The 16,612-nt window shown below is 61.8% G+C and carries 14 protein-coding genes; 4 read left to right on the top strand and 10 right to left on the bottom strand.

Features of this window, described 5'->3' with window-relative positions:
- Both glp and lexA read left to right on the top strand, forming a co-directional pair.
- The coding region (gene glp, locus CMI59_RS08725) for a gephyrin-like molybdotransferase Glp (protein ID WP_293327317.1) at positions 1-1,060 on the top strand (1,060 nt) is incomplete at its 5' end.
- 132 nt (positions 1,061-1,192) lie between these two features.
- Positions 1,193-1,900 carry a transcriptional repressor LexA gene (gene lexA / locus CMI59_RS08730; RefSeq protein ID WP_293327318.1) on the top strand — a complete coding sequence of 236 codons (708 nt, stop codon included), beginning with the start codon at positions 1,193-1,195 and terminating at the stop codon, positions 1,898-1,900.
- A 32-nt stretch (positions 1,901-1,932) separates the two neighbouring features.
- On the opposite strand, the gene CMI59_RS08735 is transcribed toward lexA, so the two are convergent.
- Positions 1,933-4,107: a ComEC/Rec2 family competence protein gene (locus CMI59_RS08735; RefSeq protein WP_293327319.1), complete on the bottom strand. Its 2,175-nt coding sequence runs from the start codon at positions 4,105-4,107 to the stop codon at positions 1,933-1,935.
- A 252-nt stretch (positions 4,108-4,359) separates the two neighbouring features.
- Between CMI59_RS08735 and gltX the strand changes: the two genes are divergently transcribed.
- Both gltX and gltA read left to right on the top strand, forming a co-directional pair.
- Entirely contained in the window at positions 4,360-5,772 is a 1,413-nt protein-coding gene (gene gltX / locus CMI59_RS08740) for a glutamate--tRNA ligase (RefSeq protein ID WP_293327320.1), read from the top strand.
- 98 nt (positions 5,773-5,870) lie between these two features.
- Positions 5,871-7,184, top strand: coding sequence for a citrate synthase (gltA, locus tag CMI59_RS08745; protein ID WP_293327321.1), 1,314 nt, complete (start codon positions 5,871-5,873; stop codon positions 7,182-7,184).
- A gap of 69 nt (positions 7,185-7,253) precedes the next feature.
- Here the strand turns inward: gltA and CMI59_RS08750 are convergent, their stop codons facing one another.
- From CMI59_RS08750 to CMI59_RS08790, 9 genes are all read right to left on the bottom strand, one after another.
- Complete coding sequence (locus CMI59_RS08750; protein ID WP_293327323.1) at positions 7,254-8,228, bottom strand: phosphatase PAP2 family protein; 975 nt, start codon at positions 8,226-8,228, stop codon at positions 7,254-7,256.
- 126 nt (positions 8,229-8,354) lie between these two features.
- A complete protein-coding gene (gene lpxB, locus CMI59_RS08755; RefSeq protein ID WP_293327325.1) occupies positions 8,355-9,548 on the bottom strand; it encodes a lipid-A-disaccharide synthase in 1,194 nt (397 codons plus the stop codon).
- Complete coding sequence (gene lpxI, locus CMI59_RS08760) at positions 9,545-10,441, bottom strand: UDP-2,3-diacylglucosamine diphosphatase LpxI (RefSeq protein ID WP_293327327.1); 897 nt, start codon at positions 10,439-10,441, stop codon at positions 9,545-9,547. Before lpxI ends, lpxB begins: the two co-directional genes overlap by 4 nt.
- Before the next feature lie 22 nt (positions 10,442-10,463).
- Positions 10,464-11,264, bottom strand: coding sequence for an acyl-ACP--UDP-N-acetylglucosamine O-acyltransferase (lpxA, locus tag CMI59_RS08765; protein ID WP_293327329.1), 801 nt, complete (start codon positions 11,262-11,264; stop codon positions 10,464-10,466).
- Positions 11,264-11,740: a 3-hydroxyacyl-ACP dehydratase FabZ gene (gene fabZ, locus CMI59_RS08770; protein ID WP_293327331.1), complete on the bottom strand. Its 477-nt coding sequence runs from the start codon at positions 11,738-11,740 to the stop codon at positions 11,264-11,266. Before fabZ ends, lpxA begins: the two co-directional genes overlap by 1 nt.
- A gap of 51 nt (positions 11,741-11,791) precedes the next feature.
- A complete protein-coding gene (gene lpxD, locus CMI59_RS08775) occupies positions 11,792-12,850 on the bottom strand; it encodes a UDP-3-O-(3-hydroxymyristoyl)glucosamine N-acyltransferase (RefSeq protein WP_293327333.1) in 1,059 nt (352 codons plus the stop codon).
- A 39-nt stretch (positions 12,851-12,889) separates the two neighbouring features.
- Positions 12,890-13,510: an OmpH family outer membrane protein gene (locus CMI59_RS08780; RefSeq protein WP_293327335.1), complete on the bottom strand. Its 621-nt coding sequence runs from the start codon at positions 13,508-13,510 to the stop codon at positions 12,890-12,892.
- An 82-nt stretch (positions 13,511-13,592) separates the two neighbouring features.
- Positions 13,593-15,920 carry an outer membrane protein assembly factor BamA gene (bamA, locus tag CMI59_RS08785; RefSeq protein ID WP_293327337.1) on the bottom strand — a complete coding sequence of 776 codons (2,328 nt, stop codon included), beginning with the start codon at positions 15,918-15,920 and terminating at the stop codon, positions 13,593-13,595.
- Between the two features lie 107 nt (positions 15,921-16,027).
- Positions 16,028-16,612 (bottom strand): RIP metalloprotease (locus CMI59_RS08790; protein ID WP_293327339.1); only part of this gene is annotated, 585 nt, incomplete at its 5' end.

The raw sequence follows: 16,612 nt of genomic DNA on the forward strand, positions 1-16,612 counted from the left end.
CGACCTTTCGGCCATGGACGGCTATGCGGTACGCGCCGCCGACACCGCAAACCTCCCCGACAGACTAAAGGTGGCGGGCGAGGCTCCCGCCGGCGGGGCCTATGACGGCGACCTCAAGGCGGGAGAAGCGGTCCGCATCTTTACCGGCGCGCCCCTGCCCCGCGGGGCCGACGCCATCGTCATTCAGGAAGACACCGAGCGCGACGGCGATCATGTCGTGGTCAGGGAAGCCGCCAAGACAGGCGATCATGTCCGCGCGACGGGGCTCGATTTCAGAACCGGAGACAGCGGCATTCTGCATGGCACAAGGCTCAACCATGCCGACATCGCGCTGGCCGCGGCCATGAATGTCTGTGAACTGAAGGTTGCGCGGCGTCCCGTCATCGCCTTCTTCTCGACCGGCAACGAGCTGGTGCGGCCCGGCGAGGAGCCAGACGCCCACCAGATCGTGTCCGCCAATAATGACGGGCTCGCCGCCCTCATTTCCGAGGCAGGAGGAGAACCACTCGACCTCGGGATCGCGCGGGACGAAGAAGCCGACATCCGAGAGACCGCGGAACGGGCCAGACAGGCGGATATGCTGGTGACGCTGGGCGGCGCATCGGTGGGCGACCACGATCTCGTGCAATCCGCCCTCACGCCGGACGGGCTCGATATCGAGTTCTGGCGCGTCGCCATGCGGCCCGGCAAACCGCTGATGTTCGGCGCGCTGGGAGACCTGCCCATGCTCGGCCTGCCCGGAAATCCGGTATCGGCCCTCGTCTGCGCGGTGCTCTATCTGAAGCCTGCCATATTGCGGATGCAGGGCGGCAATCCGGGGCCTCATTTCGCCATGGCGCGGCTCGGGCGGGAGTTGCCTGGCAATGGCGCGCGCGAGGACTATATGCGGGCGGCGCTGGACCATATCGACGGCGAGCTTTCCGTTGCCACGGCTGCCGAGAAACAGGACAGCTCGATGCTCTCCACACTGTCCCAGGCCGGCTGCCTGATCGTCCGGCCGCCTCATGCCGAACCGGCAAAAGCCGGGGAAATCGTGAAGATTCTCCCGTTGCGTGCATAAGCGGAAAATTATCCACAGGGCGCTTGACGCTTGTGGAGAACCAAAGTAGAACTCTTTCAGACGTTTTTGTTTTGTTCCTGATTTGCGTTCAAATGGTACGCAAGCGCGGCACAGGCTTGGAGGGGGTCCGGGATGCTCACCCGTAAACAACATGAATTGCTCATGTTCATCCATGAACGAGTGAAGGAGTCCGGGGTCCCTCCCAGCTTCGACGAGATGAAGGACGCGCTGGATCTACGCTCCAAGTCCGGCATACACCGGCTCATCTCCGCGCTGGAAGAGCGAGGGTTCATCCGGCGCCTGCCGCATCGGGCAAGAGCGCTGGAAATTCTCAAATTGCCGGAATCCTCGCAGCCCAGTCTGGCCGCCAATCGGGCCAAGGGCTTCTCTCCCAGCGTGATCGAAGGCAGCCGCGGCAAGACGAGCCATGACCTGATGCCCTCGTCGCAGGAAGAGCGCTCGCTGACCGTTTCCGTGATGGGCCGTATCGCCGCCGGTACGCCGATCGAGGCGCTGCAGGAGGAAAGCCACCAGGTCGATGTGCCGATGAGCCTGATCGGCTCCGGCGAGCATTATGCGCTGGAGGTAAAGGGCGACTCGATGATCGAGGCCGGCATTCTGGATGGCGACACGGTTCTCATTCAGCGATGCGACACCGCCACCAGCGGCGACATCGTCGTGGCGCTGGTGGACGGCTATGAGGCGACGCTGAAGCGGCTGCGCAAGAAGGGCGATTCCATTGCGCTCGAAGCGGCGAACCCAGCCTATGAGACCCGTATCTTCGGGCCGGACCAGGTGAAGGTTCAGGGCAAGCTCGTCGGCCTGTTGCGCCGCTACTGATTTCCCGCTTTTGCCCTATCAGGCTTCCCCTATCAGGGCTGACGAACCCAGGGCCGTGCTCCCCGCGTGGCCCTTGCCGTTTCTATTGTCGGCTTACCGTCCGTCTCCAGACGAATAGTCGTCGCCCCGTTCCGCCAGAAATCGAAATAGTCGAGAATGAGATCGGCGCGGCAGCCCTTTCGGATCGCCCTGCCGACCGGCACAGCCGAGATGATGATGTCGGCCAGTTCGCAATCCTCCATGACAGCGCCGATGCTCTTCGAATAGGCGATAAGGGGACGGCTTTTTTCGTGAAAGGCACAGCCGCGCGCATCGCAACGCCATGGAGATTCTGTGCTCGATACAGCCTCGCGCGCGCTTCGCCGGTCGCCCTCCATGCGCAACCATTGTTTCGCCGTGTAGGAAGGGCGCGCCGAGGTCAGGTAGATATCGCCATCGAGCCCGCGCGCGGCAACGATCCCGCCTTCCCTCCCGATGAAGATGTCCGGTCGCGACAGATGCGGCCAGAGCAGAAGGCCGCCCAGCAAAGGCAGCAGGCCGAGCCAGCGCCAGCCGCGATGCCACAGGGCAATCCACAAACCACCCAACGTCACAAGCGCCAGGGCACCGAGCGGGGCTGAAGGAATAAGCCGGTCCGCCCCACCCCAATGCGCCACGTCATGCGCCACCGTCAACATCCAGCCGATCCCCTTGCCCATGACCCAGAAGGCCGGTGCGTCGGCGCCGAACGGCATGAGCAAAAGACCTATCAAGGCGGCGGGCATGACAACGAGACCGACCAGGGGCATGGCGGCCAGGTTTCCCGCCAGCCCGAAAACGGCGAGCCTGTTGAAATTGAACGCGGCATAGGGCGCCGTTGCCAATCCTGCCACGATGCTCGTCAGCGTCAGGCCCGTGAAATAGATCAGCACGAGGTGCGGCCATTGGGCGGGGCCTCCCCGCAGGTCGCCCCTCGACAAGGCGATGAAGCGCTGGACGCTTTTGCTCTCGTAAAAGGCGACGAGCGCAACCGCCGCGGCAAACGACATCTGGAAGCTGGCGCCCAGCAGGCTTTCCGGCTGCCACAGCAGAACGACAGTCGCAGCGAGAGCAACATTCCGTAGGCTGATGGCTGGGCGGTCGAGCAGGATCGCTCCCAGCATAAGCGTCACCATGATAAAGGCGCGTTGCGTCGCAATAGCGCCGCCGGAGACCAGGAGATAAAAGGCGGCACCGGAAAACGCCACAAGCGCCGCCCATTTCTTCACCGGGTAGCGCAATGCAAGCGCCGGCACGGCTGCCAGCACAGCACGGGCAAGCCAGAACAGCGTGCCGCTGAACAGCGCCATATGAAGGCCGGAGATGGCCAGCACATGGGCAAGCCCCGCCGCGCGCAGGTCTTCCGTCACACCGGCCGGGATTGCGCGACGCTCGCCGGTCACCAGCGCGGCGGCGACCGCCCCTTCCGGCCCGCCGATGGACGCCCGGATATGGGTGGCGATCGCATTGCGAAGCGCGGCAATCCGGGACCGCGGACCTCCTGTGGAGGGACTGAGTATCTCCGGCGCGGTATAGGCAAAGCCGACCGCCCCGAGGCCTTCGAACCAGGCCTGACGCGCATAGTCGAACCCGCCCGGCAAAACCGGATCGGGCGGCGGCATGAGACGGGCGCGGAGGCGAATTTCTTCACCCGGCTGGAGCGCCACATTTTTCAGCCGAATACGCAGCCTTACTTTGGCGGGCCGTTTTTCGGGCGGTAGCCGGGCAAAGGACGAGGGCGCCATCAGCACGGTGAGGTCTCCCGCCTCGCCCTCCTCGACAAAAAGGACCCTTCCCGTCAGCTCGCCCGCCGTCTCGTCCGCCAGGACCGGCGCCGCCACCAGAGCCGTCCGCAGCGACGCCGCGGCAAAGCCCGCGGTCACGGCCCCCAGAACGCAGAGGAGAAGCAAGACCCAGGACAACCGGCGAAATACCCATAAGGCGCAGGCGAGGATCAGAAATCCGGCAAGAGACAGCCAGAGCGGCGGTTCGACCGGCAGGCCGAAATAGGTCGCAATCCCGCAGGCCAGAAGCACGGGGAGCCAGAGAAACCAACGGTCTGTTTCGCCCGCAAAACTGCGGGAAATGGCTCCAAACCCTGCGTAGAGCGCCGACAAAACCTGCAGAATCGTCCCCTGCCCGGCACCGAATGAAGGCCGTTTCATGCCCTGCCCGGCTGTAAATGCCATGGGCGACGCCCCCTCCACATGCGGCTAAAGCACTGCCACTTCCCCCAACACCTTAAAAACAAAGGTGTTTTTCGAAAAAAGTTCGGACTTACGCTGCGTTGCCGCAATGTGCTAGAACACCCCCGTCCCGCAGCGGACCCAGAGGCCGATTTGCGCCACGGGCGAGGCCCCACCTTGGGTCAAAGCTTGCCAACAATCTGTTCCCCTGCCTAGCCGCCTCAGGATGCGGTAACGGATGGATGACGGAAGAGCATGCCGGAAGAGAAAAAAGTCATAACGCGTTTCGCCCCCTCACCGACGGGCTTCTTGCACATCGGTGGCGGCAGAACTGCCCTTTTCAACTGGCTCTTCGCGCGCCATCACGGGGGCACGTTCCTGCTTCGCATCGAGGACACGGATCGCGAGCGTTCGACCGATGAAGCCATCGCCGCCATTTTCGAGGGTATGCGGTGGCTGGGTCTGGACTGGGACGAGGAACCCGTCTTCCAGTTTTCCCGCCAGCAGCGCCATGTCGAAGTCGTGCAGCAGCTTCTGGCGCAGGGGCATGCCTATTATTGCTATGCCAGCAAGGAAGAGCTGGAGGAGATGCGCGAGACGGCCAAGGCGGAAGGCCGCCCCTGGCGCTATGACGGACGCTGGCGCGACCGCGATCCGTCGGAAGCGCCGGAAGGCGTGAAGCCGGTCGTCCGCTTCCGCTCGCCGGATGAAGGCGAAACGCTTGTTCGCGACCATGTGATGGGCGAAGTGCGTTTCCCGAACGACCAGCTCGACGACCTCATCATTCTGCGTAGCGACGGTTCGCCGACCTACAATCTTTCCGTCGTGGTGGACGACCACGATATGGGCATCACCCATGTCATTCGCGGCGACGACCATCTGACCAATGCCGGACGCCAGAGCCAGATCTATCAGGCCATGGGATGGGACGTTCCCGAGTTCGCCCATGTGCCGATGATCCTGGGTCCCGACGGCGCCAAGCTCTCGAAGCGGCACGGTGCGCTCGGCGTGGATGCCTATCGCGATATGGGATATCTGCCCGAAGCCATGCGCAACTATCTCGCGCGGCTGGGCTGGAGCCATGGCGACGACGAGATCTTCTCCACCGAGCAGGCCATCGAATGGTTCGGCCTCGACACGGTGGGCCGCTCGCCGGCGCGTTTCGACTTCGCCAAGCTGGAAAGCCTCAACGGCCACTATATCCGGCATGCCGACGACACCCGCCTTGCCGAAGACATGCTGTCTCTGATGCACCGCCTGGAAGGCTGGGAGGTCGACGAAGCTTTCCGCGAAAAGGTTGCCCAGGTCATGCCCGCGGCCAAGGAGCGCGCCAAGACGCTGCTCGAACTGGCCGACGCGGCTTCCTTCCTCCGTGTCACCCGCCCGCTCTCGCTGGACGCAAAAGCCTCCAAGCTGCTCGATGACGGCGCGCGGTCACTGCTGGGCAAATTGCACGGGCGTCTCTCCGCCAACGATGTCTGGGAAACCGCCAGCGTCGAAGCCACGGTGCGCTCTTTCGCGGAAGAAGAAGAACTCAAGCTCGGAAAGGTGGCGCAGCCGCTACGCGCCGCCGTAACGGGCACCACCGTTTCACCGCCGATTTTCGACGTTCTGGCAACGCTGGGACGCGAGGAAGCACTGGGACGGATCAAGGATCAGGCAGCCTGAGCGTCCTTCGGGACGGCAGGGGCCGCTAGTATAGATGTTCAACACCTGAACCGGCATGGTGAGACCCGGCCGGCACAGCCAGAAGAGGACAGGCAGCTATGACACAACACGGAACGAAAGCGGGTTCGTCGACCACCGCCCAGCTCACGGTGGATGGCAAATCCTATGACCTGCCGGTCTATAGCGGATCCCTCGGCCCGAGCGTTGTCGACATTTCGAAGCTCTACGGACAGAGTGGCCGTTTCACCTACGATCCGGGCTTCACCTCCACGGCGAGCTGCGAATCCGACATCACCTTCATCGACGGCGAAGAAGGCGTGCTGCTCTATCGCGGCTATCCGATCGACCAGCTTGCCGAGAAGGGCAATTTTATCGAAACCTGCTATCTCCTGCTCAACGGCGAATTGCCGTCCGACACGGAGTACACGGAATTCGAACGCGCCATCACCATGCACACCATGGTGCATGAGCAGATGACCTATTTCCTGCGCGGCTTCCGCCGGGACGCGCATCCCATGGCCATCATGTGCGGCATGGTGGGCGCCCTTTCGGCCTTCTATCATGACAGCACGGACATCAACGATCCGATGCAGCGCATGATTGCAAGCCGCCGGATGATCGCCAAGATGCCGACCATCGCCGCCATGGCCTACAAATATTCCGTCGGCCAGCCGGTGGTCTATCCGCGCAACGATCTCGATTACGCCGAGAACTTCCTGCATATGTGCTTCTCGGTCCCGGCCGAGACCTATCAGGTCGATCCGGTTCTCGCGCGCGCCATGGACCGCATCTTCATCCTGCATGCCGATCACGAGCAGAACGCGTCCACGTCGACGGTTCGCCTTGCCGGTTCGTCGGGCGCCAATCCGTTCGCCTGCATCGCCGCCGGTATCGCCTGCCTCTGGGGCCCGGCGCATGGCGGTGCCAACGAAGCCGCGCTCAACATGCTGCAGGAAATCGGGTCGGTGGACCGCATTCCGGAATTCATCGCCCGCGCCAAGGACAAGGACGATCCGTTCCGCCTGATGGGCTTCGGTCACCGCGTCTACAAGAACTACGACCCGCGCGCCCGCGTGATGCAGCAGACCTGCCATGAGGTTCTGGGCGTTCTGGGCATCAAGGACGATCCGCTTCTCGATGTGGCGCTGGAGCTGGAAAAGATCGCTCTCAATGACGAATATTTCGTCGAGAAAAAGCTCTACCCGAATATCGACTTCTATTCGGGCATCACGCTGAAGGCGATGGGTTTCCCGACCACCATGTTCACCGTGCTGTTCGCGCTGGCCCGCACCGTGGGCTGGATCGCGCAGTGGAACGAGATGATCCAGGATCCGAACCAGCGCATCGGCCGTCCGCGCCAGCTCTATACGGGTGCGCAGGCGCGCGACTATGTCGATATCGCCAAGCGCTGATCGCGCGACACTCCGGAATGCAAAGGGCGCCCCGCGGGGCGCCCTTTTTTGCTTGCTTGTTTGCGGCCCTCAGAAAGACACAGCACCTTCTCGGGCAGGTTCCCAGTCTTCCTCCGCGTCTCGTCGCGCGAACAGGCCTTTGTAGAAGGGCATGAAAGCAAACGCTGCGCATATCAGACAGGCGACAATCGTGCCCGCGATCAGGTCGATGAAGTAGTGAGCGCCGAAGACAGGCGTCGCAGCGATCATGACCACGGTATAGGCCAGCACTGCCGGAAAGAACGAGGTTCTCCAGAAGCTGATGGCCAGCACGATACCTGCCGCCGTGTGGAAGGATGGGAATACGGTCAGCCCCGGCATGGCGCCGATATGGAGCGTATGGGGAAGCCCGCTTCTCATCTGATTGAGAGCGTCGATGGCATAGACACCCGGCACCGTCTTGAAATGAGCGATGCTGGATACATCGCCGAAATAGGTCGCGACGGCGCCCTTCGCGGGCAGAAACACACCGATCGCGGTGCATACCAGCGCGACGACCATGAATGTTTCCATGAAATATCTGGCCCTCTTCATGTCGCCGATCCAGACAAGCAGGACGAACCCGACGAAGCTCACCATCGACAAGGAGGTGTAGCTGTAGTCCAGAACCAGCTGGACGCCGGGGTTCAACTGGACGAAACGGAAATAGCTGTGCCAGTCGACCGGCAAAAAGCCGTCCCAATGGATCAGCAAGCGATCCGTATAGGGCAGATCGAACCACATGCTGGCCTGGTTCAGGATTCTGAGCGACACCCAGGCGGCCAGCAGAAAAGCAATCCCTTGCATGAAGTGAACGAGGCGGCCGGACAACCTTTCCATTGTCGGGCTCGAGAAGGTTCGCCGCTCGATCACCGTGGAAAGGACGATCACGAATACGACCTGCACCGACAGAAGAACCAGCTCGGACCCGGCAAAGGACACATTGGAGAACGCGAGCCAAATCGCATCGACCACTGCCACAATCAGAACGAGCAGATAGGCATTTCGTCCCGGAAAGAGCTGCATCCTTAACCCTCGTGCATTTTCGGCGAAGGCATTATCGGCAAGCAGATTTGTTATTTTGTTAAGGGCGCCGCCATTCGCCTCAAGAGTGCAGGCAAAACTGTCTCAAGATGGGAAGGCGGCGATTTTTCACGGCGCCGGCAGCGCTTTCGTATCGAGTATTTCCAGCACGGCGCGCGCCGCACGCACGCTGGGGTGCTCGCCCCCGGCGCCCATGCGGGCTTTCAACTCATCAAGGTCGGCAAGTGCGCGGCTGCGCTCCGGCGTGTCCTTGAGAAGAGGAAGCAACGCCGCGCCCAGATTTTCCGGTGTGCAGCGATACTGAAGAAGTTCCTGCACCGACGGCTTGTCGAGGATCAGGTTCACCAGCACCACCGAGGGCACTTTCAGCATGCGCCCGACCAGCGTTCCGGCTATCCGGTCGATGCGATAGCCAATCACCATGGGCACACGGGCAAGCCCCAGTTCGAGGGAAACGGTGCCGGAGGCCGCCAGCGCGGCGGTCGCCGCGTCGAAGGCGGCGCGCTTTTCGGCCTCGTCCTGAATGACGGTGACGGGCAGATTCCATTTCTCGACTTCCGCCCGGACATAGTCTCCCACATGGGGAACGGTGGGCAGCACGATTTGAAGGTCCGGCATCTCCTTGCCGAGGCGGGCCGCCGTTTCCCCGAAAATGCCCATCAACCGCTTCACCTCGTTGACGCGGCTACCGGGCAGCAAGAGCAGAAGCGGCGCCTCGGGAGGAATGCGATGCGCTTCGCGAAACCGCTTGCCCGCTCCCTCCTCGGGCAGGCGGTTGATGGCGGGATGGCCGACATAGACACAGTCCAGACCGGCTTGCGCCTTGAAGAAGGCCGGCTCGAAAGGCAGCAGCGCGAGCACCCTGCGCAGATAGCGCGCCATGGCCCGCGCGCGACCGCGCCGCCATGCCCAAACACTTGGCGAGACGTAGTTGACGATCGGGATCTCGGGCGCCTTTTTCGCAACCCGGCGCGCCACGAGATGCGTGAAATCCGGGCTGTCGATAATGATCATCACATCCGGCTTGTGGGCGATGGCGAAATTCGCCGTCTGCCGGATTCGACGCAGGATAAGCGGCAGGCGCGGCACGACCTCGCGCGGCCCCATGACGGAAATATCCGTCATCGGGAAGATGGATGAGAGCCCCTGCTCTTCCATGCGGGCGCCACCGACACCGCAGAAGCTGACCTTTTCCCCGGTCATATCCTTCAGCGCCTGCATAAGCTCACCGCCAAGCGCATCGCCCGACGGCTCGCCCGCCACCAGCATGATGCGGGGGCCGGTCTCCGCGTTACTGTTCATCGCGTGTCCGCCCGGGTCTCGGCGGACGGAAGCCCCACGACGAAGAGGCCCAGCCGGTTCGCCGCTTCGGTCATGGCGTCGATGTCGTCGACCAGCGCGCCGCCGCCTTCGACCGCGATGCCGGCAAGCCCCGCCGCCGCCGCGTTTTCAACCGTGCGGACGCCTATGGTGGGCAGATCCATGCGGCGCTCCTGGCCCGGCTTGGGCAGCTTCACCAACCCCCCTTCGCGGGCCGTTTCGCTGCCGTGCAAATGTTCGGGAAGGTTCGCCACTCTCTCCAGCATCGCATCGGTGCCTTCCGCCGCCTCCAGCGCCAGCACAATGCCCCGACACGCGACGGCGCCCTGCCCGATGTCGAGCGCGCCGATCGCCCTTGCCGCGTTCATGGCAACGGCGATATCGCTCTTCTGGCTGTCATCGGGCACGAGTTTGGTCAGGGCGCCTTCGGGGGCGAGCAGGCCGCCGGAAATTTCATGAGCGCCAACGATACGAACGCCGGTCTCATCCTGAATATAGCCGCCGAGCCCCCGCAACAGGCCGTCATCGCCCTGCTTCATCCAGCTTCTGAGTTTTGGCAGGAGACGGATGGCCGTCATGTCGAGGCTGAGCTTGCGCAAATCCGGGCGGGTCACCGCGCCGATCAACACCATTTCCTCGCACCGGTTATCCTTCAGCAGGCGGATGAACTTTCCCATCGCCCCGAGCCGGTTCCAGGCGTGCGGAAAGGCCTCGATCTCCGATCCGGCAAAGCCTTCGATCCCGATGATGAAAACCTCGCGCCCTTCGGCGAGGGCAGCCTTTGCCAGCGACACAGGCAAGGGGCCCGCGCCGGCCACTATAGCGAGTTTCGGCAGCCTTGAACTGGAGGCCCCGCTGGACTGCGATGCCGTCATGGCCTGTTCTCTCCGCCGGCCGTCAGGCCGCCTGCCCCTGCTTGGGAACCACCAGGCCGCGGCTCGCCTCATCCTGAATGAAGTTCACGATCATCATGACCTCCGGGTTGTCCCCGTAAAGGTCCGCGGCCTTGGCAACCCGGTCGCGAAGCGCGCCTTCCGGCGCGAATATGACGTCATAGGCCTCACGCAAGGCGGATATCTGCTGGCGCGCGAAGCCACGCCGTTTCATGCCGACGAGGTTGAGGCCGACCATGTGGGCGCGATTGCCGATCACAAGGCCGAACGGGATGACATCGTTTTCGACACCGCTCATCCCGCCGATAAAAGCATGTTTGCCGACGCGGCCGAACTGCTGAAGCGCCGCACCGCCGCCGAAGATCACATAATCTTCGACAGTGCAGTGACCGGCGAGCATGACATTGTTGGAGAAGACGACGTAGTCGCCCACCTTGGAGTCGTGACCGACATGCGACCCCGCCAGAAAGGCGCAATGGTTTCCGACGCGCGTGACCATGCCGCCGCCTTCGGTACCGGGGTTCATCGTCACATTCTCGCGAATGATATTGTCGGTCCCGATTTCGAGCGTGCTTTCCTCGCCCTTGAATTTCAGGTCCTGCGGCGCATGCCCGATCGAGGCAAAGGGAAATATCTCCGTGCGCGCGCCGACCGTCGTATGGCCGGCGACGACCACGTGGCTGTGCAGAACGACACCGTCATCCAGCACGACGTTTGGCCCAATCGTGCAGAAGGCGCCGATACGCACATTCGCACCGATGCGAGCCGCGGGGTCGATAATTGCCGTGGGGTGAATATCGGTCATTACACCTTTGCCTGGTCGACGATCATTGCACCAAAGTCGGCTTCCGCCACCAACACACCGTCGACCTTGCCTTCGCCATGATATTTCCAGACGGCGCCGCGGCTTCGAATCTTCGTCACGTGAATTTCCAGCTTGTCGCCCGGCACGACCGGCTTGCGGAAGCGCGCCTTGTCGACAGTCATGAAATAGACGAGCTGGTTGCTGCCCTCCGTTCCCAGGCTGCTGATCACGAGAGCCCCCGCGGTCTGCGCCATGGCTTCCACGATGAGGACGCCGGGCATCACCGGGTTGCCGGGAAAATGTCCCTGGAAAAACGGCTCGTTGTTGGTCACGCTTTTAATACCGATGGCGGACTCGTCGCCCTTCATCTCGACGATGCGGTCGATCATCAGCATCGGATAGCGATGGGGGAGAAGCTCCATGACACGGTTAATGTCGGCGCTGTCCGGCCTTTCTTTTGCCTCGGTCTGACTCATGCTTGCGTCCTCTATGAGACCCCGGATTCCATGCTGCCTGGCAGCAGAACCTCATTCCTTGCCGGCACCGGGCTTACGCCGTTGTCCCAGCCTTTTTATCGCGACTATTTCGCGACGCCATTCGCTTATCGGCCGCGCCGGCGCACCGCCATATTGCTGACCGGCCGGCACGTCGTGCACGACGGCGCTTCGTGCCGCAATCTGCGCGCCTGTGTTGATGGTGATGTGTCCGACAAGGCCGACCTGCGCGGCGAGCACAACGAAATCGCCCAGCTTGGTGCTCCCCGAGATGCCGGTCTGCGAAACGATGATGCAGCTGCGCCCCGTCTGCACGTTGTGGCCGATCTGAACCAGATTATCAATCTTGGTTCCCTCGCCGATCACCGTGTCGGGCCCCGCGCCGCGATCCACGGTCGTGTTCGCGCCGATCTCCACATCGTTCTGGATGATGACGCGGCCAAGCTGGGGCACCTTTTCGTGATGCGGCAATCCCATGGCAAAGCCGAAGCCGTCCTGACCGATGCAGGCGCCGGGATGAATGATCACACGGTCGCCGATATGGGCATGGCTCACCGTGACATTCGGCGCAATGAAGCAGTCGCGCCCGATCGTGCAGCCCTTGGCGATGCTCGCATTGGCCCCGATCACCGTACCGGTCCCGACTTCCACATGCGCACCGATAGCCGCGCCGGCTTCCACCGTCGCGCCCGCCGCAATCTTTGCCGTGGGGTGAACATGAGCGCCCGGAGAAATCTCTCCGGCATCCCCCATCGTATCTTCGCCGGTCGCTTCCGCCGGATAGAAAAGCTGGCTCGCCAGGGCGAAGGCCCGGTAAGGGTCCTCGCTGAGGAGGAGACCTACCCCCTCCGGCGCTTCATCGGCCATGCCCGGTTTGATCAAGCAAGCTCCCGCCGAGGTGGCGCGAAACGCATCCTTGTATTTCGGATTGTCGAGGAAGCTGAGATGGGTCGAGCCCGCACTGTCCAGCGGTGCAACGTCATCCATCTGCCGGGAAGCGTCCGTCCCCGGAGCCAATTGGGCCCCTACACGTTCGGCGATGTCGCCAAGCGTGAAAGGGCCCTTGTTCGTAAAGAAGCGCGGATCCGCCATTCTGTATCATCACAGCCGGTGGACCCGGCGCGCCTCATTCTATTTCTTGCCTTGCTGCTGCTTCTGCAACTCCGCCATGGAGACGGGCTTGACCTTCACATCGGAGAGCTTTTCGTTCAGCCGCTTGAGCGCTTCCTGCGTGATATCGAGATCGACGCCGCCAGCCAGCACAACCGACTGATCCAGCAGCACCGTGCCGCCGCGCTCCTTCATGATATCGACGAAAATCGGGCGCAGTGCCGCCTGGACCTTCGCACGCGCCTGCTGAGTACCAAGCTGGAAGGCCTGGCCCTTCTCCTGCATCGTCTTCTGAAGCTGACGATCCTTCTTCTGCAGCGCCTCGACCTTCTTCTGGAACTCGCCCTGAGAAAGAAGAGCGCGCTGGTCGCCGAGCTTCTTGGCTTCGGCTTCCATTTTCTTGCTCTGCTTCTGGTTTTCCGCCTGAAGGGCTTCGGCCTGGGCCTGCGCCTGTTTGCGAATGCTCTGGCCAACCTTCGACTGCGCGAAGAGCTGTTCGGTATTCACAATAAGGATGACGGCCGGCTTCGCCGTGGCACCATCCTCGGCTTTTGCCGGAACGGACACAACCGACGCCGTGGCGACAAATGCAACTGCGGCCATGACAGCCGTGATACGCGATACAAACTGATTACGTTTCATCTTCTTTAGCTTCCTTCCCCCCGTTTGCTCCCACGCGGCGGTTCCCGATATTTCGGATAACCGCCGCAACTCGTCGATTGATCTAGAACTGCGTCCCCGCGCTGAAGCGGAAGATCTGCTCCTGGTCGTAGTTTTCGGACATCAGCACTTTCGCGAAGTCCAGCTTCACCGGACCGAACGGCGACTGCCAGTTGACGCTGATACCGGTGGACACACGCGGCGCGAAAGCATCCTTGATATTGGTTGTGCCGTACGGATCGCGGGTATCGTTCAGGCCGATATAGCCATAATCGGCAAAGATCGCCGTACGGATACCGAGCGCTTCAGGAATGCCGTTCGGGAAGGTCAATTCGGTCGACCCGATGACATAGGCCTGAGCGCCGATCGCATCCTGGTTGGTCGTGTTGAGATCTCGGGGACCAACGCCACCACGCTTGAAGCCGCGAATTTCAGCGCCACCGAGATAGAAATGGTCGGACAAACGAACGCGCTGCCCAAGTCCATGCACATAGCCGCCCTTCAGGCTCTGCGTTGCAACGAAGCCTTTAGCGACCTTGTAATAGTAGCGAGCGTCAGCTTCCGTTTTCACGTAACGGACGGTACCACCCAGACCAGCGAAGTTCTGATCGAACTGGAAGTCCCAGCCGCCGGTCGGATCCACGGGATCGTTACGATCGTCGTAGTAATACCGGTAGCCGATGATCGAACGAAGTTCCGATCCCGCCGCATCCTGAATGATCGCGGAGGTCGAGCTCACATTGTAGATCTTGTCCAGGCGGAGCTGATAGCGCAGCAGCAGGTTGCTCTTTTCCGAGAGCGGGAAACCGAACCGAAGTCCGCCGCCCTGGGTCATCGAGTCATAGGAAGCTTCCCTCTGGAAGTCCGTCTGACTGCCGAAGAGGTCGATACCGCCGACCAGATTCCGCCCCAGGAAATAGGGGTCGGTGTAATGGAAGTCGATCAACTGCCTGCGCAGCGAAAGCGACAGATTTGCGCTGATCTGAAGCCCTTTGCCGAGGAAGTTGCGCTCCGCCAGCTGAATGCCTGCAACGGCATTGTCCAGCGTGGAGAAGCCCGCGCTCAACGAGAGCGACCCGGTGGACTGTTCCTGCACATCTACATTGACGATGGTCCGATCAGGTTCGGAGCCCGGATTCTGCGTGACGTCCACGCGCGAGAAATATTGCAGCCCGCGAATGTTCTTCTCGGACTTGTCGAGAAGGACCTTGTTGAAGGCATCGCCTTCGGACATTTCCATCTGCCGACGGATCACCGAATCCAGTGTGCGCGAATTGCCGGTGATGTTGATCCGCTCCACATAGACGCGCGGCCCTTCCGATATCTGGAAGGAAATGTCGATGGTCTTCGTGTCCTTGTGGCGCTTCACACGCGGGCGTACTTCGGCAAACGCGTAGCCTGCGGCACCGGCCTGATAGGTCAGCGCGTCGACGGTCTTGTCGATCAGGCCGGCATCATAGGTTTCGCCTTCCTTGGGCAAAATCTGCTTCTCAAGCGTATCCCGGTTCAGCTTGTCGAGTTCGGTGGTGAGCGAAATCTTGCCGAATTTGTAGACCGGGCCTTCCTCGACCGTGAAGGTGATGTAGAAGGCGCTCTGGTCGCGGCTCAACTCCGCCTCGGCCGAGACGACACGGAAGTCGGCATAACCGCGCTGAAGATAGTAACGACGCAGCAATTCGCGGTCGTAGGTCAGCCTGTCGGGATCGTAGCTGTCGGAAGACGAAAAGAACTTCCACCAAGCCGACTCCGAGGTCGAGATCACGTCCCTGAGATCGCTGTCGCTGAACTTCTCGTTCCCGATGAAGTTGATCGAGGCAACCTTGGTCTTCGGGCCTTCGCTGATTTCGAAAACGAGATCGACGCGGTTCTGGGGAAGCTGAATGATCTTGGGTTCAACGGTCGCGGAAAAGCGCCCTCCCCGCCGATAAAGCTCTACGATGCGGGTCACATCGGACTGCACCTTTGCGCGCGTATAGACCACGCGCGGTTTGAGCTGGATTTCCTCATTCAGCGTATCGCTGTCGATGGAACTGTTCCCCTCGAAGGCGACGCGGTTGATGATCGGATTTTCCGCAACGGAGACGATCAGGGTCGATCCGGTCATATTCATCGAAATATCGGCGAAAAGACCCGTGCGAAAGAGCGCCTTGATCGACGCATCGGCGCCGGCGGCGGTATAGGTGCTGCCGCGCTTCAGCGTCATGTAGGAAATGACGGTATCATCCTCGATGCGCTGATTGCCCCGCACATCGATCTGCCGGATGACGGGTCCCTCCTGCGCCATCGCAGGCGTTACCAGATGCAGCGAACTGCCCCCCGGCACCGTTCCAAGAAGCGCCAGTGCGAAGAACACCGCCACGCCAAGCGCCATCATCCCTGGAAGTCTGGTCATTCTCGTCCCCAGATATCTCATACCGTCAACAACCCAAGACCCGGCCACCGGAATATTCCCGGCGCCGAAGTTCTGCCATCGCAATGCCGACACGCTTTCCCCCCGGATCAGCTGAACAGAGAGCTCAGGAACGAAAAGACCTGCAAATGCACCAGATCGTTCCATGTCGCAAAAACCATCAGCATCATTACAAGCGCCAGGCCGATCCTGAAACCGACTTCCTGTGCCTGCTCGCCCAGAGGCCGTCCGCGGACCGCCTCGACTGCATAGTAGAGAAGATGCCCGCCATCAAGCAGAGGAACCGGAAACAGGTTCAAAAGCCCGATACTGACGGACAGCATCGCCGTCATGTTGAGTAATGCAACAAAACCAAATGACGCCACCTGCCCCGACACCTGCGCGATCCGCAACGGTCCGCCAAGCTGATCGGCGTCCCGCGTTCCGCTGACGATGCCCCCCAGATAGTTCATCGTGCTGGACACCACGAACCAGGTTTCCTTCGCGCCGAGCCATATGCTCGTCAGCGGGTCGGTCCGGACGACCTTGATGCCCTGTTCGCCGCCCTTGCTCTCGATCCCCAGAATGGGAAGCTTGTGCACATTACCGAAGCGGTCGGTGATTTCCTGCATGCGCGGCGTTGCGACCAGCGTGACCTCCCGGTCGCCGCGGCGGACGACGAATGTCAGCGGCTC

Source organism: Parvibaculum sp. (assembly GCF_002684405.1).
In the GTDB taxonomy this organism is placed as follows: domain Bacteria; phylum Pseudomonadota; class Alphaproteobacteria; order Parvibaculales; family Parvibaculaceae; genus Parvibaculum.